15 protein-coding genes and 1 tRNA gene are annotated in these 23,388 nt (G+C 44.5%); 12 read left to right on the forward strand and 4 right to left on the reverse strand.

What is annotated here, in order from left to right; genetic code table 11:
- Positions 1–49: 49 nt before the first annotated feature.
- From VIM72_RS10865 to VIM72_RS10905, 9 genes are all read left to right on the forward strand, one after another.
- Positions 50–1,396, forward strand: a complete 1,347-nt coding sequence (locus VIM72_RS10865) for a TlpA disulfide reductase family protein (RefSeq protein ID WP_332002859.1) — start codon at positions 50–52, stop codon at positions 1,394–1,396.
- A gap of 13 nt (positions 1,397–1,409) precedes the next feature.
- On the forward strand, positions 1,410–2,504 hold the full coding sequence (locus VIM72_RS10870) for a thioredoxin family protein (protein WP_332002860.1): 1,095 nt from the start codon (positions 1,410–1,412) through the stop codon (positions 2,502–2,504).
- Positions 2,505–2,545: 41 nt separating this feature from the next.
- The gene (locus VIM72_RS10875) at positions 2,546–3,445 is read left to right on the forward strand and encodes a serine protease (RefSeq protein WP_332002861.1); all 900 of its coding nucleotides are present in this window, start codon (positions 2,546–2,548) and stop codon (positions 3,443–3,445) included.
- Positions 3,446–3,680: 235 nt separating this feature from the next.
- Complete coding sequence (locus tag VIM72_RS10880; protein WP_332002862.1) at positions 3,681–4,313, forward strand: RNA polymerase sigma-70 factor; 633 nt, start codon at positions 3,681–3,683, stop codon at positions 4,311–4,313.
- A gap of 102 nt (positions 4,314–4,415) precedes the next feature.
- On the forward strand, positions 4,416–5,549 hold the full coding sequence (locus tag VIM72_RS10885) for a FecR family protein (RefSeq protein WP_332002863.1): 1,134 nt from the start codon (positions 4,416–4,418) through the stop codon (positions 5,547–5,549).
- 289 nt (positions 5,550–5,838) lie between these two features.
- The gene (locus tag VIM72_RS10890) at positions 5,839–9,105 is read left to right on the forward strand and encodes a TonB-dependent receptor (RefSeq protein WP_332002864.1); all 3,267 of its coding nucleotides are present in this window, start codon (positions 5,839–5,841) and stop codon (positions 9,103–9,105) included.
- Positions 9,106–9,127: 22 nt separating this feature from the next.
- Positions 9,128–10,744, forward strand: coding sequence for a RagB/SusD family nutrient uptake outer membrane protein (locus VIM72_RS10895; RefSeq protein ID WP_332002865.1), 1,617 nt, complete (start codon positions 9,128–9,130; stop codon positions 10,742–10,744).
- Positions 10,745–10,776: 32 nt separating this feature from the next.
- Entirely contained in the window at positions 10,777–12,963 is a 2,187-nt protein-coding gene (locus tag VIM72_RS10900; protein WP_332002866.1) for an alpha-N-acetylglucosaminidase, read from the forward strand.
- Positions 12,960–14,099 (forward strand): DUF5009 domain-containing protein, encoded by a 1,140-nt coding sequence (locus VIM72_RS10905; RefSeq protein ID WP_332002867.1) that lies wholly within the window; start codon positions 12,960–12,962, stop codon positions 14,097–14,099. The genes VIM72_RS10900 and VIM72_RS10905 overlap by 4 nt, the downstream gene beginning before the upstream one ends.
- Before the next feature lie 198 nt (positions 14,100–14,297).
- Here VIM72_RS10905 and VIM72_RS10910 read toward each other — a convergent pair whose 3' ends face one another.
- Both VIM72_RS10910 and VIM72_RS10915 read right to left on the reverse strand, forming a co-directional pair.
- Entirely contained in the window at positions 14,298–16,148 is a 1,851-nt protein-coding gene (locus VIM72_RS10910; protein WP_332002868.1) for a beta-L-arabinofuranosidase domain-containing protein, read from the reverse strand.
- 645 nt (positions 16,149–16,793) lie between these two features.
- Positions 16,794–16,867, reverse strand: a tRNA-Asp gene (locus tag VIM72_RS10915).
- A 147-nt stretch (positions 16,868–17,014) separates the two neighbouring features.
- Between VIM72_RS10915 and VIM72_RS10920 the strand changes: the two genes are divergently transcribed.
- Together VIM72_RS10920 and dapA are read left to right on the forward strand one after the other, a co-directional pair.
- Positions 17,015–17,968, forward strand: coding sequence for an acetyl-CoA carboxylase carboxyltransferase subunit alpha (locus VIM72_RS10920; protein ID WP_332002869.1), 954 nt, complete (start codon positions 17,015–17,017; stop codon positions 17,966–17,968).
- Between the two features lie 79 nt (positions 17,969–18,047).
- Complete coding sequence (gene dapA / locus VIM72_RS10925; protein WP_332002870.1) at positions 18,048–18,923, forward strand: 4-hydroxy-tetrahydrodipicolinate synthase; 876 nt, start codon at positions 18,048–18,050, stop codon at positions 18,921–18,923.
- 73 nt (positions 18,924–18,996) lie between these two features.
- Here the strand turns inward: dapA and VIM72_RS10930 are convergent, their stop codons facing one another.
- Together VIM72_RS10930 and VIM72_RS10935 are read right to left on the reverse strand one after the other, a co-directional pair.
- Positions 18,997–19,905: a ribonuclease Z gene (locus VIM72_RS10930; protein ID WP_332002871.1), complete on the reverse strand. Its 909-nt coding sequence runs from the start codon at positions 19,903–19,905 to the stop codon at positions 18,997–18,999.
- A gap of 81 nt (positions 19,906–19,986) precedes the next feature.
- Positions 19,987–20,361: an STAS domain-containing protein gene (locus tag VIM72_RS10935; protein ID WP_332002872.1), complete on the reverse strand. Its 375-nt coding sequence runs from the start codon at positions 20,359–20,361 to the stop codon at positions 19,987–19,989.
- A gap of 298 nt (positions 20,362–20,659) precedes the next feature.
- Here VIM72_RS10935 and VIM72_RS10940 point away from each other — a divergent pair, with 298 nt between their 5' ends.
- The gene (locus VIM72_RS10940) at positions 20,660–23,194 is read left to right on the forward strand and encodes an ATP-dependent Clp protease ATP-binding subunit (protein ID WP_142683475.1); all 2,535 of its coding nucleotides are present in this window, start codon (positions 20,660–20,662) and stop codon (positions 23,192–23,194) included.
- Positions 23,195–23,388 lie beyond the last annotated feature (194 nt).

Raw genomic sequence — 23,388 nt, forward strand, 5'->3', positions numbered from 1 at the left:
GAGCAGGTTCTCCGTAGAACGCATTATAAACTATAATTAAAAATCAAAAATGAAAAAGACAGTTTTATCTATCCTGCTGCTGGGTATTTCAGCAGCAGCATGGGCGCAGCATGCCGTGATTAAAGGTAAGTTTGTGAAGGAGAATGGCAGTACGGTGAACACCAGCCAGATTTACCTTTTGAAGGCAGAAGATGGCGGTATAGTTCCCTTGTCGCTGATTCCGTTGGCGAAGCCTGATCATTCCTTTCAGATACAGGTTGCAGACAGTGATCTGAACCTGATCAGGTATATAGGATTTGAGGATGAGTTTTACCCGGTGTATATGCGAAAAGGGGAAGAACTGACTATCAATGCAGGTTCGGGCGAGATCGCCTATTCGGGGAAGGTAAACGCGGAGAACAAGGTTTTTGCCGATTGGTATAAAATGATGGCTCCTCTCAGAAAGTATAGCTATACCAAGGAAGGTTGGAAACTGGCAGCTAATTATTATGCCGCTACACTCGATTCCCTGGTAAAGCCAGTAGAAACATTTATGAGCAGTATCAAAACAGGCAATGCGAAATTTGACCGCTATGTAAAATTCATGCTGCCATATAACTTCAGGTATGATGCATTGGGACCTTTTGCACAAGGTTTAGGATATGCCAAACATGACCAGTACCCGGTTTTTATTTCCAATATATTTAAGACCGAGAATTATTCAGATCAGCAGATATGGACGCTCCCTTATGGCTATAGCTATATCCAGACTTCGGCATTTGTAAAGCACTACGTTTATAATTTAGAGAATGGGCTCCTGGAGAATATTATTGCGCCTGAAATCACTAACCCAAAGATGAGAGCTGACTATGTGCTCAAAACATTGGACCGTAAAGAATACCAGAAAATGGCTTTGTTTGTAAGTAAAAACAAACAGTACATGATCACAGATCAGCAGAAGAGCAGGATGGAGACTTTTGAAAAAAGGGCGATGTTGAAGGAGTCCGGCGGCCAATCTATTGATTTTGCCTATCCCGATAGGAATGGTAAAATGTATCATCTCAAAGATTTCCTGGGCAAGGTAGTACTTATAGATGTATGGGCTACCTGGTGTAAGCCTTGTCTTGCTGAACAGCCGGCATTGGAGGAACTCGAAAAATCTTTTGAAGGCAAGGATGTCGTTTTCCTCAGTGTTTCAATTGACACAGAGAAAGATAAATGGAAGAATATGGTGGAGACAAAGAAACTGTCAGGTTTACATTTGTTTACCAACAATGAGGGAAACCTGATCGGGGATTACGAAATAGTTTCAGTACCACGCTTTATCCTGATTGATAAAAATGGAAAGATGGTGAGTTTTGATGCTGCAAGACCCTCAGATCCGAAACTGAAAGAGTTAATCCAGTCAAAAATTTAATACTTAACAGCGCATGAAATTTTTTTTTATTACCATACTGTTAGTAACAGGTATTGTATGTAAACAGGATGCTATTGCCCAGGGAATTATATTTCAGGATCTGACGCTTAAACAGGCAATGTCAAAAGCTGCTGATCCTGTCGCCCCAAAAATGATCTTTGTAGACTGTTATACCAGCTGGTGTGGTCCGTGTATTGAAATGGCCAAACAGGAATTTCCCAAGAAAGTATCAGGCGACTTTTTCAATCCTAAGTTTATTGCTGTCAAGTACGACATGGAAAAAGGAGAAGGCATTGATATCAGGAAGAAATATGATGTCAATATGTTCCCGACATTCCTGATCCTGAATGCACAGGGTGAAGAGATCAACCGGGTAGTAGGAAAAGCGGTTGCGGAGGAGTTCATTGAAAAAGTGAAGGTGGCTTTAAATCCTGATAATTCAATGGCAAGTTTGAAGGCGGCTTATGAAAAGGATAAAAATATGCGCACTGCATTACCTTATGCAAAGGCGTTATATGAAAATGCAAAAGATCCGTCTGCTGTGCTCAGTGAGGTTTTCAACGTTGCAATGGATTATGAGCGGTTCAGCGTTGATTATTTGAAACTGGCACTGGGAACAGTGGAGTTTGGCAGCCCTTTCTTCAGGAAGTTAATGTTGGATAAAAGAAGCATTGATAAGGCATTAGGTACCGAGGTTGCCAATGAAATGATCTTTGACAAGGTCCGCAAGCATATGTACCTGATCGCAAATGAAACTGGCGCAAAGTATAATGTGTTTTACACGCCCACGCAGGTGGAAGACATAGCATATACCATTGCATTGCTGAAGCTGGACCCGATGAAGCAGGAGACCCATTTGTGCAGGGTGGCGTTGTATGTTGCTAACAAGGACCTGGATGGGATGATTGACTACTATAAACGGTATATATTGAATTTGCCGGATAATGATGTCTTTAAAGGCATACTCGATGGTATCCTGGCAGGTAAAGTATCCAGGGCTACAGATGCCCAGAAAACTGCTATCAGGGAGTATTTTCAGATGGGAGTCAGGAACTCAGAAAGGCAGGCAAAGCATTATAAGGCCCAGTTAGAGAGCATCAGTAAATAAGGAAAAGCATTGAGATGCGGGGTACTTTAAAAAGAAGTCAAATGAGTTTTTTTTCAAAAGGATATACAATCAGATTGACCGTTTTACTGGCAGCAAATATTTTATTTACAGCTACTACGGCGGTTGGGCAGGGATTTACGGATGATGCAAAGATGGCTGCCGGCTTCCTGGAATCTTTTGATTCTTTGTCTGCAAAAGGAGGGAGCATTAGTGCGGAAGATGTGCAAAAAGCACTTGTTGCAGAACGGAGTGGCATAACGCTGGACCTGGCGAAGCCGGTTTCAAAAGAGCTGACAGCCCATACCCTGTATGAAAAGGCAAAAAGTGCTACCGTTATTACCGGTGTGGCCTATCTGTGCCCCAGGTGTGAAAACGTGCACCTGAGCGAATCCACAGGTTATATCATCGACCCTAAAGGCGTGGTGATCACCAATTACCATGTTGCCGCTACCTATGCATTTATGAAAGACGGCAATAAACCAAAAGGGTTCGTAGCCCGTATGGCCGATGGACATACCTATGCCGTGAAGGCCATTCTCGCATCGTCTAAAAAAAATGATCTTGCCGTTCTTCAATTGGACACCCATGGTGACGTTTTACCTGCTCTTTCGCTGGCAGATTCAGCTGAAGTTGGCGACAAGATATATGTACTTGGTCATCCCAAAGGGATACATTATTTCTTTTCCCAGGGAAATGTGAATAATAAGTATTTGGAAGAAGTTGGTGAGGGGAATAATAAATTCTTTCGTGAAATGATGTCTGTATCAGCAGACTATGCTACCGGTTCCAGTGGTGGCCCTGTAATGGATATTTACGGCAATGTGGTAGGCACGGTAGCAAATACACGTATGTTTTTGCATAGTGATATGAATGCTGGTGTACAGATGGTGCTAAAGAATGTGGTACCTGTTGAATCGCTTTGGAACCTGATCCGTAAATGATTTTTGTATGGGCTTTTATTGGCTTCCATCAGAACACCGGGGCAAATGAATGCCTGGTTTTTATAAAGAAAGAAGGCCGCCTCATGTGAAGCGGCCTTTTTCTATTTAAATAACCTTTATCATTTACCCCGGTCCGGTGAACTCCGGGTTTTAAGTGTATGTTTTACAGTTATATAAATGTAAACGTCCTGCTAAATGGATATTCACCAAAACATGTTTCTTTTATAATCTTCAGATGAACTATGAAATTGTTATAAATATCTTTACATTTATAGGGGGGTACTATTCGTTAATGCTAAGGGACTTAGATATACATAAATGCCAGAAGAGTGATGAGGAACTGTTGCAAAAGTTGCAACTGGATCGCGATGCTGTTGCATTTACAATCCTTTACGAACGCTATTGGGAGAAATTGGTGACCATCGCCTATCTACGTCTTCAGTCTACAATGGATGCACAAGAGGTGGTACAGGAAGTCTTCCTTGATATCTGGAAAAGATCTGAGAATATACAGGTACGCCATACTTTTCATACATATATATCTGCTGCTCTTAAATATAAGATCCTTACTTTACTGGCAAAGCGTAAAAATGAAATGAATCGCCAGGCAAAGATAGATTTACCGGAAACAGATAGTAGCACAGAGCAGTGGCTTAGTTATCAGCAATTAAAGGATGAACTGGAAAGCACCGTCCAGTCCCTGCCTGAAAAATGCAGGCTCGTTTTCCGCCTTAGCAGGGAAAAAGGATTAAGCGAGAAGCAGATAGCGGAAACCCTTAATATCTCCTTAAAGACCGTTGAATCCCATATGAGTCGTGCACTCAGGACCCTGCGTGCCTCCCTCAGACATCTTCATATCTTCTTCTGATTTGTTTACCATAGACCGCTGATTCTTCAGATTTAATTTTTTTTTTGCCTGGACTAAGGGAAGTTAGTCTTTTATCAAGACTATATATAAAACAGGCATACAATGAGTGAGCTGACTCCTGAACAAATATCTCTGTTGGCTGAAAAAATGCTGAAGGGCACCATCAGCGATGAGGAGAAGGTATTGTTTGAAAAATGGTATAATACATTCCCGGAGCAGGATGTTGAGTGGAACGATGAAACAATACACACTGCCGGAGAGCTGAAGAACAGGATGCTTCTTCGTATCAAAGGACAAAAAACAATAATAAGGAAATGGTATTGGGCAGCAGCAGCTGTTCTTACCCTGTTTATAGCGGGAACAATCTATTATTATACCCGGCAAACCAGCATGGAGCAGTTAGTAGCACAATCAGGCATCGCTCAGAAGCATATTGTGCCTGGAAGCAATAAGGCCACATTATTACTGGCAAACGGCCATACTATTACCCTCAATGACGAACATGACGGAACGCTGGCTCAACAGGGGAATACGCAGGTGATCAAGCTGAATACCGGACAATTGGCCTTCCAGTCCGGGAGTGGTAACGATGCGGGTAATACGGCAGCGCTGAATACATTGTCTACCCCACGGGGTGGCCAATATCAGATTACGCTCGCCGATGGGACAATTGTATGGATGAATGCAGCCAGCAGGCTGATTTTCCCTACCTCGTTTAGCGGAAAGGACAGGACGGTAAAATTAATTGGGGAAGCCTATTTTGAAATAGCGCCTAATGCACAGCAGCCATTTATCTTAAACGTCAATAATATGCAGATAAGGGTATTAGGCACCCGTTTTAATGTGAAAGCCTATGATGACGAACCTATGGTCAGAACAACTTTATTGCAGGGGATGGTAAAGGTAGCCGGTAAAGATAAAGAAGTACTGCTGAAACCCGGTCAGCAGGCTAAAATGAATAATAGCGGAGAAATGAATGTGGTGGCGGTTAACGTAGATGATGTGATGGCCTGGAAGAATGGAATATTCAGTTTTAACGACGTAACAATTGAAGAAGTAATGCTGCAGATAGCCCGCTGGTATGATGTTGAGATAATTTATCCGGAGGGCGTTCCCCGGGGACTTTTCCGCGGTGAAATAGATAAAGCATCAGATATAACAACTGTGTTGAAGATATTGGAAGTAAGCGGGGTCAGATTTAATGTAGAAGGGCGTAAAATACTCGTTCGCCCGTAAGAAGATATAAGTAGTAGTCAACCAAAATTGCCATATTATGAGTAACGAGCCACCATGAATGCTTCGTCCGCTATACCGGTCGAAACAGGGGCGATTGAGCCCGCCCCTGTGATGTCCGGGTACTGCGGATGACAAAAATCCAGCGAAGATCAATTATCATTTCACACCCAAACACTGCAAATCTATGCAATTGCATGATAATGGAAAAGCCATGCCTGTAAATTGGCTGTATTTAACCAAAATGAGCATTGAAAAAGAATGCTTATGGCAACGAAAAACGTTCCTGCTTATGAAAATGATTGTCTTGTTGCTTACAATAGCCTGTTTACAGGTGAGTGCTGTGGGATATGCACAAAAGCTCAGCCTGTCTATGAAAGACAAGCCTCTTGAACAGGTATTACAAGAAATTAAAGCCAAAACCGGCTACAGGTTCTTCTACAAATTGGATATGCTGAATAATGCGAAAAAAGTAACTATTCGCATAGATAATGCTGATCTGCCCAATGTGCTGGATATGATCTTTAAAGAACAGCCATTTACTTATCAGATCGTCAACAAAACAATTATCATCAAACCCCGCCTGAATGCGCAGATGACGGAAGATGCCAACATCCTGAACCTGACCGTTTCCGGGAAAGTGACTGATGACAAGGGGAATCCTCTGCCCGGAGTTTCTGTTCAGGTAAAAGGCACTTCCAAAGGCACGCAGACCAATGCACAAGGGGAATATCAGCTAACCGGTATAGCCCAGGATGCCGTACTTGTTTTTAGCTACCTGGGTTATCAGTCACAGGAAATGCCTGTCAATAACCGCAGCAGCATATCTATCTCACTTATATCTTCCTCGATCGGTCTTGGTGACGTTGTTGTAGTAGGGTATGGCAAACAGTCGCGTAAAAATCTGATCAGTGCTGTCAATACCGTGAAGGCGGAGGAATTGAATAAAGGGGCCATTACAGATGTTGGACAGCTATTACAGGGTAAAGTGCCCGGACTGAACATCTCTGCCAGTGGCGACCCGAATGCTGTAGCCACCGTTGTATTACGGGGAGCCTCTACACTCAACAGTTCGCAGGGGCCATTTTATGTGATCGATGGGGTGCCCGGTGTAGATATATCGGCGATAGCCCCGGATGATATTGCTTCCATTGATGTGCTCAAAGACGCTGCGGCTACTGCGATCTATGGTAACAGGGCTGCCAATGGCGTCATCATGGTAACAACCAAAAAGGGTAAAAAAGGAGAGTCCAGGGTGTCCTATAATGGATATGTCGGTCTGGAAAAAGTATCTAACAAACTGGAAATGATGAATGCCGCTGAGTTAAGGGCGTTCCTTACCAGGAACGGGCAGTCGCTCTCTCCTACAGATGATAAGAACGCTGATACTGACTGGCAGAGCGCCATTCAACGAAACCGCGCCATATCCCACAACCATAATATCTCTATCAGCGGTGGTGGTGAGCATGGTACATATGCGGCCAGTTTAAGTTATACGAAAAAAGAAGGTATTCTGCTGAATAGTGACCTGGAGCGTGTTGTAGCGCGTTTAAGCGTAGAACAGTATACCCTGAATGATAAAGTGAAATTTGCGCTGAACGTTACCAACTCAAACAGTAACGCCAATGATATTCCTTACCGGAACGTAGTATTGCTTCAATCTGCCTTACACCTGCCGGTATCGCCTATAAAGAATGCAGATGGCAGTTATTTTGAGAATTTCAATACACAGGGCTATTACAATCCGGTGGCAATGATAAACAACAGCCAGATGAACAACAAATATAATAACCTGGTGGGAAGCTTTAACACCCAGGTAAAATTGCCTTTCGGATTTACATACGATCTTAACCTGTCTTATATCGGATTTACATCAACGCATGGCGAGTTTTACAATAAATATTTCACCACGAATTATAACAGCATGTACGACAATCCTGATCCCGGTCTGGGGTTTCATAATCCGCAAACCTTTGGCGCGAACGGACAGGCAACAAGAAATGCATATCAGAATACCAGTAAGATCCTGGAAACATTCCTGACGTGGAACCGTACATTGGGATTACATAACATCAGTGCAGTACTTGGTTATTCCTGGCAAAACAATAAAGTAGGAGAAGGTTTCCAGGTAACCACCAGCAACTTTCCTGTAGATAATATCGGCTATTCCAACCTCGCGTTAAGCAATCCTTATGCTATATCCGGCTTTCAGATCGGATTCGGACCTGATGGTGTATTTCAGGAAAACCGGCTGATCTCCAACTTTGCACGCTTAAATTATGGATTTAATGACAGATACCTGGTACAGGCGTCATTGCGGAGAGATGGCAGTTCCGTGTTCGGAGAAAATCATCAATGGGGATACTTTCCCTCTGTAGGCCTGGCATGGAAGATCAACGAGGAGAAATTCATGAAGGAACATCCCGGATTTACTGACCTGAAGCTAAGGGCCAGTTATGGTATCACGGGAAATGCCTCAGGATTTAATGCTTATACAGCGCGGTTCATCTCCGGCACCCAGGGCGTATTCTATTATAACGGTTCCTCAGTATCAGCCAGTGGCCCGATCCAGGCAGCTAACCCTGATCTGCAATGGGAAAAGACAAGCACTACCAATATAGGAGTAGACTTTGGCATTCTGAAGGGAAGATTAAGCGGCTCCCTGGACCTGTATAACAAGAAAACAACCGGTATGATCTATTCCTACCGGGTAGATCCGATCCTTGTGCCGGCAGGTACAATTGTGGCCAACGGCGGCAGTATGAGTAATAAGGGTATTGAGCTGAACCTGAATGCTGTTATTGTGGAAAACAAAAACTTTGGCTGGAATAGCAGCATTAACTTCGCTCATAATAAAAATGAGATCACCAGCTTATCCAATCCGCTCTTTTCCGGCGGCGACTCTGTACTACTGGCATTTCCTGAAGGATTAGGACAGTCCAGTCATTCCCTGGAAATTCTGAAACAGGGCAAGCCACTCGGGCAGTTCTTCTCACCCATTTATGCCGGAAAAGATGCAAACGGCGTATCCCAGTTTATAGCCGCGGATGGTAAACTTACAACAACTCCTGTTATAGGTACAGATTATCACTATATCGGTAGCTCTCAGCCTAAATTATTAATAGGATGGTCAAACAGTTTTCATTATAAAAATTTTGACCTTAATATTTTCCTGAGAGGCGTATTTGGTAACAAGATATTTAATGCTACACGGGCCGACCTTTTCAGACCTAATACTGCGCAGTATACTAACATTCTGAAAGAGGCGGCAAATGAAAGTGTAGCTGACTATAATGCCTTCCTGTATTCTTCCCGCTTTGTTGAAAGCGGTACTTATGTAAGGTTTGATAATGCAACCCTGGCTTACAACTTTAAGAATGTACATCCTTACATTAAAAATATAAGACTGTATGTAACTGCCAACAACCTTTTTGTGATTACCGGTTACAAAGGGGTAGACCCTGAGGTAAATCAGGGCGGTATTGCACCAGGTGTAGATTATAATAACTTCTATCCCAAAACAAGGACCTTCATGCTGGGCGCAAATGTATCGTTTTAATAGTATCTCTAAAAAACGTTGTATGAAAAAACTAATTCAATATATATATCTTCCTTTCCTGTTGTCCGTTTTTGCTTCCTGTTACAAACTGGAGGTGCCTATAACGTCAGAGCTTACCCCAGGCGTTTTCCCAACCGATAGTGCACAGTTTATTGCGGCAGCAGGACCTGCATATGTAGCACTGAGAGGGAATATTTCTGTGGAATATTTTTTCCTTCAGACATTGACCACAGATGAAGCGATCTTTCCCGCAAGAGGAGGCAACTGGTTTAATGGTGCAGAGTTCCAGCAATATCATTATCATACATGGACAAAAGATCATTCGGGGGTAAATGGAAACTGGACCTGGTGCTCCACTATTATTGGTACAGTGAACCAGTCCCTGGCCATTCTGGGGAAGAATATGCCGGATGGTGCAAATAAAAATACCACATTGGCGGAACTGAAAATGGTACGCGCAATAGCCTACTATATCATGATGGATAACTATGGCAATATACCCATAGATACTGTCAACGGTGATTTTACGCCTAAACGCAATGTACCGAGGGCCCAGGTATTTACATTTATCGAAAATGAAATTAAAGCTTGTATTCCATCATTGAACCCTGCCTCCGGTGCATCAACCTACGGAAGGGCTAACAAATGGACTGCGTATGCTTTACTGGCCAAATTGTATCTGAATGCAGAAGTATACACCGGGACACAGCGTAACGACGACTGCATCGCCGCATGCGACAACGTGATCAAATCCGGCCTGTATGCAATAGAACCTGCCAGTACATATCTCCAGATGTTCTATCCCAATAATGGTCCGCAGATGAAAGAATTCATTTTTGCTATACCTTTTGATCCTTCCTGGACAAATATGTTCCCATTCAGGGCCCAGAATCTGCACGCGCGCTATGATGTGCCCCGTGGACTGGCTGCTACTAAATATAAACTGCCCTTCACACCGGATGGCGCTATCAGTACGCTGCCATCGTTTTATGCCAACTTCAACGATCCAAATGATGTACGTAACGGGCAATGGCTGACCGGCCCTCAATTTCTCGCTGATGGTGTTACTCCGGCAACAGTGACTACTACCAAAAAAGGATATGATCAGTTCTATACCGGTGCTGACGGTGCAGCTCCATATACCTATCAGATAGATATCAAACCGGAAATTACATTGCGGCAGGATGTAAATTCATTTGATGCCGGCAACGATGAAATAGCCTGGAATATGGGATATCGCAATATCAAATTCTATCCTGATGCAACGTCTCTTAACAGGAATCAGAAAAATGATATCCCTTTACTGCGCTATTCAGACGTGGTGCTGATGAAAGCGGAAGCGATCCTGCGTGGTGGCGCAGCGACGATGGGGCAGACAGCCCTCTCTCTCGTAAATGAGCTGAGAGCGCAGCGTACAACTTCTCCGGCGCTCAGCGCCATTACGCTCGAAGGTATTTATGCGGAGCGATGCAGGGAACTGGTATGGGAATCCTGGCATAGAAATGACATGATCCGTTTTGGTAAGTATGAAGGGAAGTGGGGATTCAAAACAGATGCTGATGTAAATCATCGCATCTTCCCTATACCTACATCTGCTCTCCAACTCAATCCTGCATTGGTGCAGAATCCGGGCTACTAATCCATACGGTCATTGATCACATCATTATTCTCATGAAGAAATTACTTTGTCTGTTTCTTTTTTTATCTGCTGATTATGCCTATGGTCAGTTGAACATTACTGCTGCATATAACCTGATAGGAAGAGTGCTATCGTCCCAACGGCAACATTTTATAGTGGCTCCCTTACAGACGCAGAATGGCAAAGATGTTTTTGAGATAGAAAGTAAAGGAGATAAGATTATACTGCGTGGGAATAATGGAACAGCCATTGCGGCTGCGTTGTATTATTACCTTGAAGAATATTGCCATTGTCAGATCACCTGGAATGGCACTAACCTTCATCTGCCGGCAAAGCTGCCCGCAGTCACAAATAAAATACAACGGGAAACTCCCTATAAGTATCGCTATTACCTGAACTATTGCACTTTCAATTATAGTATGACCTGGTGGGACTGGGCACGATGGGAGAAAGAGATCGACTGGATGGCATTGCATGGCATCAATATGCCGCTGGCTATAACAGGTGAAGAGTATACATGGTACCTGGTATACAGGGAAATGGGATTCACAGATGAGGAACTGGCCGGTTTCTTCAGCGGACCGGCTTACACTGCCTGGTTCTGGATGGGTAATTTAGATGCCTGGGGAGGGCCCCTGCCTATGAGCTGGATAGAAAGCCATAAAGATCTGCAGATAAAGATCCTGCAACGGCAAAGAGAATTGGGAATGAAACCTGTGCTCCCCGCATTTACCGGTCATGTGCCTCCTGCATTCAGAAAGAAATTTACAGATGCTAAAATAAAGTCCACCAACTGGAAAAATGGTTTTGCGGATACTTATATTCTTGATGCAGAAGATCCCCGCTTTGCGCAGATAGGAAAGAAGTTTCTTGAAGTGCAAACCCGTTTATATGGCACGGACCACCTGTATTCTGCAGATACCTTTAACGAAAATGAACCGCCCTCAAACGACTCGCTTTTCCTGTCCAGGTTAAGTGCCAGGATTTATGATGGTATGCGGCAGGCAGATACCGCAGCAATATGGGTGATGCAGGGATGGCTGTTTTATAGCGACCGTAAGTTTTGGGGTAATGAACAGACCAGGGCCTTGCTGAAAGCAGTGCCTGACGATAAGATGATCCTGCTGGACCTGGCTGCGGAAATCGAACCGGTGTGGAAAAGAACGGCTGCATTTTATGGGAAGCCATGGATCTGGAATATGCTCAACAATTTTGGAGGAAATGTGAATCTTTTCGGACGTATGGACGGAGTGGCGGTAGCGCCTGCACTTGCCATGAAAGATACTGCATCCGGACGTATGAGTGGCATCGGTCTGACCATGGAGGCGATTGAGCAGAATCCTGTCATGTATGAATTAATGATGCAGCATACCTGGCAATCGGAACCTGTAGTGATCAATGACTGGCTGAAAAAATATGTCTTAAACCGCTATCGTACTACCGATCAACAGCTTGTCAGGGCATGGGATATATTAAGGCAGACCGTCTATAACGGCCAGCTGATCAGGGATGGCGCCGAGTCTATCATCACAGGCAGGCCAACGTTGGACTCAACTGCCGAATGGACGCGCACCAGGTTGAACTATAACCGGAATGAACTGATACCAGCCTGGGATCTCTTTATGACGGCGGCTGCAAATGGGGTAAACACCGATGGGTTCCGCTACGACCTGGTGGATATTACCAGGCAGGTATTGGCTAATTATGCACACCCGCTACAGCGGATGTGGGTGAAGGCTTACAATGATAAGGACAGCACGCGTTTCCTGCTGTACAGTAAACAGTTTATCACCCTGATCCATGATATGGACAGGCTATTAGCTACAAGAAAGGATTTTATGCTCGGACCATGGTTATCATCTGCTACCAGGTGGGGAAACAATAGTGAAGAAAAGGCCTTATATGAACGGAATGCGCGTGACCTCATCACATTATGGGGAGATGCAAACAGTCCTTTACATGAATATTCCAACAGGCAGTGGAGCGGTTTACTCAACGATTTCTATTGCCAGAGATGGATACAGTATTTTGACATGCTGCAATTATCGCTTAAAAACGATACTCCTGCTGATTATAATGGATTTGAGGAGAAGATCAAACAGTGGGAATGGCAATGGGTGAACAAACAAAACAAATTTAATGATATGCCGACTGGAGAAAGTATTGCTGTTGCACAGGAACTATATCATAAGTACCGGCCTAAATATGAACAGCAATGAACAGGCAGGATTCCGGAAGATTACTATCCCTGGATGCATTAAGAGGCTTTGATATGTTCTGGATTATGAGCGGGGAGCATATTATCCATGCCCTGGCAAAAGCGACGAAATGGCCCCTGTTTTTATGGATGTCGGAACAGTTGCATCACACCGTCTGGAATGGGTTTACCTTCTATGATATGATCTTTCCATTATTCCTGTTTATCGCGGGCATATCAATGCCCTATTCTTTACAGAAAAAGGTGCAGGCGGCAGGGGTGACGGCCGCTTTTGAACTACCGGCGGAAGACAAAAGGAAGCTGTATCTCTCCATGTTGAGAAGAACATTGATCCTTATCATACTCGGATGTATTGTCAATGGCTTACTCGCTTTCAAAGGATATCATCATACCCGGTTTGCCAGCGTATTGGGACGTATCGGGCTGGCGTGGTTCTTCGCCGGGATGATCTATCTGAATAATAATGTGCGAAGACAGATATATTACCTGCTTATATTGTTACTGGGCTATTGGATGATGATGGAGCTTATCCCGGTGCCAGGTTACGGTGCAGGCGTATTGACAATGGATGGCTCACTGGAATCTTATATTGACAGACTATTATTGCCAGGGAAGCTGCATGATGGTGTGCATGATCCAGAAGGTATTTTGTCAACCATTCCGGCAGTGGGAACCGCCCTGATGGGCATATTGACGGGCACTTTCCTGCGCCTGGAAAAATATTCAATGCCTAAAAAAGCATTACTCCTGTTTTCAGCCGGCATTGTTTTCATATTATCAGGGTTAATATGGGACCCCTGTTTCCCTATTAATAAAAGACTATGGACAAGTTCTTTTGTGTTATATACCGCTGGATGGAGCCTTTTATTTTTATCCATCTTTTACTGGCTCATTGATATTGCCGGGTTCAGGCGATGGGCTTTCGTCTTTATTATTATCGGGACGAACTCTATTCTGATCTACATGTGTGCGGAAGGAATGGTAAACTTTGGATATACAGCTGAATATATTTTCGGGGGGATGATCAGGCAGTTACCGTTGTTATGGCAGCCGGTATTTACTGCCATATCAGTTACAATGATACAGCTGATGTTACTGTACCTGTTGTATCGGAATAAGATTTTTCTAAAGATATAAGGAGAAGACCAAGCCTTAAAGAGCAGTTTATTTATTGCCACACATCGACGCCGAAAAGCTATATGATAAGGATCTTATAGAAATACCTGAAAGGATTGGAAAAGAGAGGTATCTCATTCAGGCCATGACTAAAACTTCACTAATTAAAGATAATTCCGGAAGCCACAATTTATGTTGAAGAAATCACAGCAATATCAATCAGTATCCCCTGATTATCGCATAAACCCCGTAGGATTGTTGATTGATATCGCTTAACGGACGCAAAACAAAAGTCTTTCCTCCATTCTTTAATTGGAAAACATTACCACCCGCATCGGTTATGTTTTTTAAGATTTCGTTCCTGGGTCCCTTCAGTATGAATTCTGAATCCGTTTCAGCCGCCAGCATAACAGGGCCATAAAAAATGGCAAAAACGTTTTCATCGTCGGGCATTGGCTTCAGATAAAAATCGTAATGGAATACCAGCCTGATCTTATCGTTGTTTTTCCATGCCCGCTTCAATGACAGGTAAGAGCCAGGGGAGGCATTGATTGTCTGCTGCTGATCATTGACGTATACCTCAAATTTTTTTGACCAATCCGGTATCAATAGATTTAAGGTAAGCTTTGTTTTTTTCGCCTCTTTGAAGTTAAATTCTACAACTGAGTCAGTAGGGAAGTTTCCGCTTTGTTCCAACGAAAGTGATCTTACTTTCCAGTTTACACGGGATGGGATGTACATATTCACCCATAATGTCGAATCGTTATGGTAATAGATACCGTTGTTCAATGCTGCAAATGCCTCAACGGATGACCCGTTACAGCACCGGAAATCACTGTCTTGCAAAAACTTTTTTGTCTGTGGGGAGCCTAATGGTAAATGATAAACTACTGTTCCGTTTTTGGCATTTTGTATAGCCATTATTGAATTGTAAAAAGTATTCATGTAAGCATCCGCATATTTAGGATCGCCGCTCCAGGAGAATAGCATAGAGGTTAGTTTTTGCGTATTGTGTGATACGCATGATTCTGCGATTTCCTTTGTCATCGTATTGCTCAGGTGATCAGGTACGCCCCAGTGCTCAGAGGTCAGTGATGTTGGTGTAACTACATTCGGGCGCGGACCGCTACTGGAGCCATTGGCATAGGCATGATGATCGGCCAGCATATTCCAGAAATTCTGTGCGGCACGTTGATACAGGGTATCGCCGGTAATGATGTATCGTTGTGCAAACCCGTTCACCAACACAATATGTGTATTGGAATGAAGCCCCGAGAGGATATCCTGGTTCTTTGACAAAGGTTTGAGGAACCAATCCCGGTCAAAAAGCTTAGCCAGGGCCAAATGTTTCGGGTTATGGGAAACTTCGTAAAGCTTATATAATACGTCGTTCATACCACCCGCCTCGTTAGAAGGATTGGCATCGGGAGTATAAAGTACTTTGTCGATGGTTTCCGGGCTCAGTTTACTCATTCTTTTTTCAACGTAGGCAGCCATGCTATCCACCATCACATAAGCTTTCCGGTTACCTGTACGGACATAAACGTCTAAAAGTCCCTGCATAATTTTGTGGAAAGTATAATATGGCGCCCATACGCCTCCATACTTTTTCTCGAGCGTATCAAAATCTCTTTCCGGGAATGCGCTCAGGTAAGCATTGCCAAGAGCCTGCTGGCATTTATATAATTCATCAACAATGTAATTAAGCCGGTGCATTGCTGCCGTATCCTTATTCCTTTCTGCCAGCATTGCAACGGCAGATAAGTAGTGCCCCGTGAAATGCCCCCTGATGCCAACATTGGGAGCTTCCCATCCTGATAATGGCGCCGCAGTTGATGGAAGACCAGCGTTTACCCGGAAGTTATGCAGCAGCCTGTCAGGATTAAGTGACAGCAGGTAGGTTGTATTCAAATCTTCCCGTTGTTTGATCCAGGAAGGTTTTAATATGACAGCGTCGTCTGGAAAGGGGGAAATTTTAGCATTGGCCGGCAGGTAAGTATCACGCTGCCCGAATGCACTGCGATCTGCGAAGCACAGTGTTAAAAAGATCAGTAATAACTTTGATTTCATTTATCAGGCTTAAACTTATAGCGATAGCTGATTGGTTGAACATTTGCAAATGTTGACAAATGAACTGTTCTGCTCAGGACGGTCATAAGCATAAAAACAACTATTGACATAAACGGCGGTCCGATCGCTAAGAACTGGTTAACACAAATTTATTGATCATTACAGAAGAAACTTTGCATTAAATAGACTTTCTTTTATACAAATCCGGTTTCATTCAGCTTTGGCAGCATCTCACCCGGTATAACCATAAATCGTCCAATCATCCGGCTATGATGGCTTAGAAAGTTGACATGTGCGCCAAGGGATCGCAATGATGAGGCTCGTATTACCAAAGTGTTCCCGGGAAACCTTTTGATAAATTTTATCCTCGTTATATTTAAGGATCGTGAAAATAAAGCTGCGCAACCGGATCAATGTAAGCTGGGTATTCCGAACCTGGAAGAAGCTATTCAATATGCGCCGCAAATGGTGTGGCATTTCAGCGATGCGGGTGTGAAAGAGAAATTGCAGAGACTCATATTTCCCGGGGAAATCGTTTATGATCGTTATTTCGAACCGGAAAAAGTAAATGAAGCACTCGGGCTAATCGCCTATCCCAAAAATGAAAAAGGGACAAACCATTGTAATAATGATTTGTCCCTTTTGCGGACCGGACGGGACTCGAACCCGCGACCTCCGCCGTGACAGGGCGGCATTCTAACCAACTGAACTACCGATCCATTCCTAAGAACTTGTGTCCCAATCCGTTGTGTTCTTCCGTTTTGGGATTGCAAAGATAGCAACAAAGTTCCCAATTAAGCAAATCTTTTTTAAAAAATATTTTCAGCATTATCTTTACACCCGATCTTTAACCAATTAATCAAATTATGCAATTCCTGGATTTCGAGAAACCTATCGCTGACTTATATGATCAGCTGGAGAAGCTGAAGGAAAATGGTGCAAAATCAGGTGTAGATGTTTCTGCTACTGTAAGCGAGTATGAGCAAAAAATTGCTGATACCCGCCAGGAGATCTACGATCACCTTACTCCCTTCCAGCGCGTACAGCTGAGCCGTCATCCGGATAGGCCCTATACACTGGAGTACATCGAAAAAATGTCCACCAATTTTACGGAACTGCATGGCGACCGGAATGTAAAAGACGACAAGGCCATGGTAGGCGGTTTTGCCGACCTGGATGGCGAAACAGTCATGTTTATTGGTCAGCAGAAAGGCGTAAATACTAAAATGCGCCAGCTCAGAAACTTTGGTATGGCCAACCCGGAAGGGTACCGCAAGGCGCTGCGTCTCATGAAACTGGCCGAAAGATTTAATAAGCCCATTGTCACTCTCATTGATACTCCCGGTGCTTATCCCGGCCTGGAAGCAGAAGAAAGGGGCCAGGCGGAAGCCATCGCCCGTAATCTCTTTGAAATGGTAAAGCTCCGTGTTCCGGTTATCTGCATCATTATCGGGGAAGGCGCTTCCGGTGGTGCGCTGGGCATCGGTATCGGCGATCGTGTATTTATGCTGGAAAACAGCTGGTACACCGTTATCTCCCCTGAAAACTGCTCCACTATTCTCTGGCGCAGCTGGAATTTTAAAGAAAAAGCCGCTGAAGAGCTGAAACTGACTTCAGATTATATGAGCCAGTTTGGCCTGGTAGACGGTATCGTACGTGAACCATTGGGCGGCGCACATGTAAATCCTGCTGAAATGGCCAGCCTGCTGAAGGCGCGCATCAAGGAAACTCTCGCAGAATTAAAGAAAATTGATCCCGATACACGTATAGAACAACGTATTGATAAGTTCTCCCGCATGGGTTTCTACGAAGAGAAATAAAAAATATTTAGAGATAACAATAAAAATTTCGAATTTCGGCCTTCGAAGTTCGAAATTTTTATTTTCCCGTAAACGCAATATGGAACAACTAAAAGGCACCGGGGTGGCATTGGTAACACCCTTTAAAGCAGATGAAAGCATAGATTGGAATGCTTTGGAAAAGTTGATCAACTACGTGATCGATGGCGGCGTGAACTATGTTGTGTCTTTAGGCACAACCGGCGAAACGCCTACTCTTTCTGCAGATGAAAAGCTGGATTTGATAAAATTCACTTTTGAAAAGGTGTCGAAGCGGGTGCCTGTAGTGATTGGTGTTGGCGATTATAACACACGGGATGTAGTGAAGCGCCTGGAGAAATGCCCGCTGGATGAAGCGGCGGCAGTGCTCAGCGTAGCGCCTTACTACAGCAAACCTACACAGGAAGGTATTTACCAGCATTATAAAACCATTGCTGCAGCTTCTCCCAAACCGGTGATCCTGTATAATGTTCCGGGCCGTACAGGCAGGAATATGACTGCAGAAACCACCCTGCGGCTGGCGCACGAAGTGGAAAACATCGTGGCCATGAAGGAGGCTTCCGGCGATATGATGCAATGCATGCAGATTATCCGCGATAAGCCAAAGGATTTCCTTGTTATCAGCGGCGATGATGCCCTGGCCCTGGGTCAGCTGGCCTGCGGCATGGATGGGGTGATTTCAGTGGCGGCCAATTATTTTGCTGCCGATTTTTCCAGCATGGTACATGCCGCCCTGGTAAATGATTACCCGGCTGCACGTATCCTTAATAACAAAATGCTGGAAGGGTTTGAACTGATGTTCTCCGAGAACAACCCGGCTGGTATCAAAGCATTCCTGCATCATGCAGGGATTGTGGAGAATATTTTCCGCCTGCCGGTACTGCCTGTTTCTGATGGATTGTACAGCAAGATAGCTACCTATCTGGAGAAGTATTAATAGTAAGTTATTAGAATAAGAAAGCAGCAGCGGTGCCATCAGGGACTGCTGCTGCTTTTATTTTATAACATTATTAAATAATATAGGTTACGCCCTCTTCCGCAATCTCCGTATCCGGGAAAACCGGCCTGGATTCATCCAGAAAAGGCTGCAGGTCGGTGTATTTGGAGGAAAAGTGCCCGATCAGCAGTTTTTTTACCTCAGCTGCCGCCGCCAGGGAGGCCGCCTGAACGGAAGTGCTGTGAAAGCGCTCCGCTGCCCGCTCCTGCAGGTCGTGCAGGTAAGTGGTTTCATGATATACCAGGTCTGCATCTTTCAGGTGTGGCAAAAGGCTTACATCATACAGGGTATCAGCGCAATACACATAACGCTTGCCGGGAGGCGGCGGCAGGGTCACCCAATCGTTTTTCACCAGGGTACCGTCTTTCCGCTGGTAATCGGCGCCATCCTGTAATTTGCTGAAATAAGCAGCTGGGATCTCATAGGCCCTTGCCTGTTCAGGGATCAGCTTACGTTTACGCTTCCGCATCTCGAAAGAAAAACCAAAACAGGAGATCCGGTGCTGGGTAGGGAAACACCGCACCGTAAGCTCCTTATCCTCCAGGATAACTCCGCTGTAACCTGGTTGCAAGGGTATAAACGACAGCTCAAATTTTAATACGGTGGCAGAGCAATCCAGCTGAAGCTGGATAATCTGTTCCAGCTCCGGTGGCGCATATACGCTGATCGGGTCGGTACGGCCCATCAAACTGAGTGTGTTCAGCAGGCCAATAAGACCGAAATAATGATCTCCATGCAGGTGGCTGATGAAAATATACCTTAGCTTACTGCGCCTGACCCGGTACCGGGCGATCTGTATCTGTGTGCCTTCTCCGCAATCTACCAGCAGCAACTGCTCGTTGCAGGTAACTACCTGGGCGGTGGGGTGCCTGTCCAGGGTGGGGATAGCAGAATTGTTACCTAATATTGTGACTGCGAACATGTAAATAGCTTTAATCGTTCAATTGCCGGCTTTCCTGTATCCCCCTAATGTGGGAGTTAAAAAAAGCCCGGCATCCCGTCTTTATTCCAATCCATCCAGCAATTCCCTCTCCAGCTCTTCCATCATTACAAGGTCAATTGCCTCTGCCATTGTGGGAGCAAGATTAAGCATATCGCCGCCGGCAGATTTCAGGGTTGCTGTTAAAGTGTTGTTAAGACCGGTGATGGCGCAGGATAAATTATTGTCATACATACGCTGATAAACTGTTAAAATGGCTTCAACGCCCGTTGCATCCATTTTTTGTACCAATGTCATATCCAGTATGAGATTGCGTTCTTCCAGCTCCGGCAGCGCAGCCACAGCAGCGGTAAGCTCTTCTGCCAAATTAGCATCCAGGACGGCTTCCTCCGGACAAAAAACGACTATTTTTTCTTTGGTATCAATTTTGAATTTCATGCGTTGGACGTTGTTTTATACTTTTAGTAAAATAAATTTGAACAGAGGGAACCCGCCTATAAAATATAACCGCAAGAGATTGAAACAAAAACCTCTTTTTCTTCGTAGATATTTTTAAACGAACGTACCCGCATTAAACGCAAAAATAAATCTTATACTATTAAAGTGTAAGGGGATTGAGTTTAAAAAGAAATAACTTCATTTCATCAAAAAGCGTGATAATCTTAAGTCAGAATTATTCGTTATTATTGTATAAGCAAGCCCCCGTAAGGGTTTTTGATAATTTAATAATCTCACAATGGACCAGAATTTTTCACCGCAAGTTAAGGAGATCATTTCGTTCAGCAGAGAGGAAGCTTTACGCCTGGGAAATGACTTCATAGGTACTGAACACCTGCTGTTAGGTATTATTCGAGAAGGCGAGGGCACGGCCGTAAAGATTCTGCAGGCTTTGAACGTAGATCTGTATGAGTTACGCAAGGAAGTAGAACTGGCTGTTAAAGATAAGACCGGAAAGAATATCGCTAACATCAATAGCCTCCCGCTTACCAGACAGGCAGAGAAAGTTATCAGGGTGACCGTACTGGAAGCCAAGGCACTGAAAAGTGCTACGGTGGAAACGGAACACCTCATGCTTTCCATACTCAAGAATAAGGAAAACGTTTGTACACAAATCTTACAACAATTTGACGTGGACTACGATACTTTTAAAAACGAACTGGGCTTTGTAAAATCTGCGGACCCTAAGTCAGAATTTGACGATCCGGGCGAAGAAGAGTTTGAGGATGAAAGAAAGAGTTACGCATCCAAAGCCAAACAGACAAATACCAAATCCAAAACGCCCGTACTGGATAACTTTGGTAGAGATATTACCAAGCTGGCCGAGAGTGGCAGCTTAGACCCGATTGTTGGCCGCGAGCAGGAAATTGAAAGGGTATCCCAGATACTTTCCCGCCGTAAAAAGAACAATCCGATTCTTATTGGTGAACCCGGTGTGGGTAAAACCGCCATCGTGGAAGGTTTGGCGCTGCGTATTGTGCAGCGTAAAGTTTCCCGCGTGCTGTTCGACAAGCGCGTGGTAAGCCTGGACCTCGCCGCCCTGGTGGCCGGTACCAAATACCGTGGCCAGTTTGAAGAAAGAATGAAGGCCATCATGAACGAACTCGAGAAAAACAGGGACGTGATCCTGTTTATCGATGAAATTCATACTATCGTGGGCGCTGGTGGCGCTTCCGGTTCCCTGGACGCTTCCAACATCTTTAAACCGGCACTGGCAAGAGGAGAGCTTCAATGCATTGGCGCTTCCACCCTCGATGAGTACCGCATGTACATCGAGAAAGACGGCGCGCTCGACCGCCGCTTCCAGAAAGTGATGGTAGAACCACCTACCGTGGACGAAACCATCCAGATCCTCAATAACATCAAGCCCCGTTATGAAGAATACCATAACGTAAGCTATACAGATGCAGCCATTGATGCCTGCGTGAAACTGAGCGACCGCTACATGACCGACCGTCTCCTGCCTGATAAGGCAATCGACGTACTGGATGAAGTAGGAGCAAGGGTGCACCTCAAAAACATCAATGTTCCTCAGAATATCCTCGACCTGGAAAAACAGATTGAAGATATCAAACAGGAAAAAAATAAAGTGGTGAAAAGCCAACGCTTCGAAGAAGCCGCTGCCTTACGCGATACTGAAAAGAAACTGGGCGAAGACCTGGAACGCGCTAAAGCAATGTGGGAAGAAGAAGTGAAGCATAAACGCTACCCGATCGATGAAGAAGCCATCGCAGAAGTGGTGAGCATGATGACCGGTATCCCTGTTAAAAGGATGGTACAGGCCGAAACTGAAAAACTCCGCCGTATGGGTGAAGACCTGAAAGGCGCCGTGGTTGGACAGGATGAAGCCATCAGCAAAGTCACTAAAGCGATTCAGCGTAACCGTGTAGGTCTGAAAGATCCGAAGAAACCAATTGGTACCTTTATATTCCTCGGTCCTACCGGGGTTGGTAAAACAGAGCTGGCCAAATCACTGGCCCGCTATATGTTCGACTCAGACGAAGCGCTGATCCGTATCGATATGAGTGAATACATGGAGAAATTCTCTGTTAGCCGCCTCATCGGTGCTCCTCCGGGATATGTTGGATACGAAGAAGGTGGTCAGCTGACAGAAAAGGTTCGCCGTAAGCCATACTCCGTGATCCTCCTGGATGAGATCGAAAAAGCACATCCGGATATTTATAATCTCCTGCTGCAGGTACTGGATGATGGTATCCTCACTGATGGCCTCGGTCGTAAAGTGGACTTTAAAAATACCCTCATCATCATGACCTCCAACATCGGAGCCCGTCAGCTGAAGGATTTCGGCGCCGGCGTAGGTTTTACCACCAGCGCAAGAGCCGTTAATGAGGAAGAAAATACCAAATCAGTGATCGAAAAAGCACTGAAACGTACCTTCTCTCCTGAATTCCTGAACAGGATCGATGACGTGATCATCTTTAACTCCCTGGCGAAAGAGCATATCTACACCATCATTGATATTACAATGAAAAGTGTACTGAAACGCCTGAATAACCTCGGATTCAGCCTGGAACTGACAGACGAAGCAAAAGGCTTCCTGGCAGATAAAGGTTACGACCAGCAATTTGGCGCCAGACCGCTTCACAGGGCCATCCAGAAATACCTGGAAGATCCTTTGGCAGAGGAAATCCTCAACATGAATATTCATGATGGAGATATCCTGGTGGCTGACCTGGATAAGGAAAATCAGAAGCTGATCTTTACCCTGAAAAACAACTCTTCCAAGAGTAAATCAGAAAAATCAGAAGCGTAAGTGATTACGCAGCAAATAAATAAAGGGCTGACCAATAAATACACTGGTCAGCCCTTTTATATTTTAGCTATCTGTCCGGAAAAACATGGCAGCTCCATTTCTCCGTTTGTAACATGAACATGTTAACCATCACGCCTGTACTGGATTAGTTTAAACAAACATATCCATGTAAGACCTTTATAACGCTTCCTATA

Source organism: Chitinophaga sp., from assembly GCF_036569185.1.
GTDB lineage: Bacteria > Bacteroidota > Bacteroidia > Chitinophagales > Chitinophagaceae > Chitinophaga.

Bases quoted from the DNA above. Each gene is read 5' to 3' on its own strand.
- VIM72_RS10865 (WP_332002859.1), top strand. From the start codon at position 50: ATGAAAAAGACAGTTTTATCTATCCTGCTGCTGGGTATTTCAGCAGCA.
- VIM72_RS10870 (WP_332002860.1), top strand. From the start codon at position 1,410: ATGAAATTTTTTTTTATTACCATACTGTTAGTAACAGGTATTGTATGT.
- VIM72_RS10875 (WP_332002861.1), top strand. From the start codon at position 2,546: ATGAGTTTTTTTTCAAAAGGATATACAATCAGATTGACCGTTTTACTG.
- VIM72_RS10880 (WP_332002862.1), top strand. From the start codon at position 3,681: ATGAACTATGAAATTGTTATAAATATCTTTACATTTATAGGGGGGTAC.
- VIM72_RS10885 (WP_332002863.1), top strand. From the start codon at position 4,416: ATGAGTGAGCTGACTCCTGAACAAATATCTCTGTTGGCTGAAAAAATG.
- VIM72_RS10890 (WP_332002864.1), top strand. From the start codon at position 5,839: ATGAAAATGATTGTCTTGTTGCTTACAATAGCCTGTTTACAGGTGAGT.
- VIM72_RS10895 (WP_332002865.1), top strand. From the start codon at position 9,128: ATGAAAAAACTAATTCAATATATATATCTTCCTTTCCTGTTGTCCGTT.
- VIM72_RS10900 (WP_332002866.1), top strand. From the start codon at position 10,777: ATGAAGAAATTACTTTGTCTGTTTCTTTTTTTATCTGCTGATTATGCC.
- VIM72_RS10905 (WP_332002867.1), top strand. From the start codon at position 12,960: ATGAACAGGCAGGATTCCGGAAGATTACTATCCCTGGATGCATTAAGA.
- VIM72_RS10910 (WP_332002868.1), bottom strand. From the start codon at position 16,148: ATGAAATCAAAGTTATTACTGATCTTTTTAACACTGTGCTTCGCAGAT.
- VIM72_RS10920 (WP_332002869.1), top strand. From the start codon at position 17,015: ATGCAATTCCTGGATTTCGAGAAACCTATCGCTGACTTATATGATCAG.
- dapA (WP_332002870.1), top strand. From the start codon at position 18,048: ATGGAACAACTAAAAGGCACCGGGGTGGCATTGGTAACACCCTTTAAA.
- VIM72_RS10930 (WP_332002871.1), bottom strand. From the start codon at position 19,905: ATGTTCGCAGTCACAATATTAGGTAACAATTCTGCTATCCCCACCCTG.
- VIM72_RS10935 (WP_332002872.1), bottom strand. From the start codon at position 20,361: ATGAAATTCAAAATTGATACCAAAGAAAAAATAGTCGTTTTTTGTCCG.
- VIM72_RS10940 (WP_142683475.1), top strand. From the start codon at position 20,660: ATGGACCAGAATTTTTCACCGCAAGTTAAGGAGATCATTTCGTTCAGC.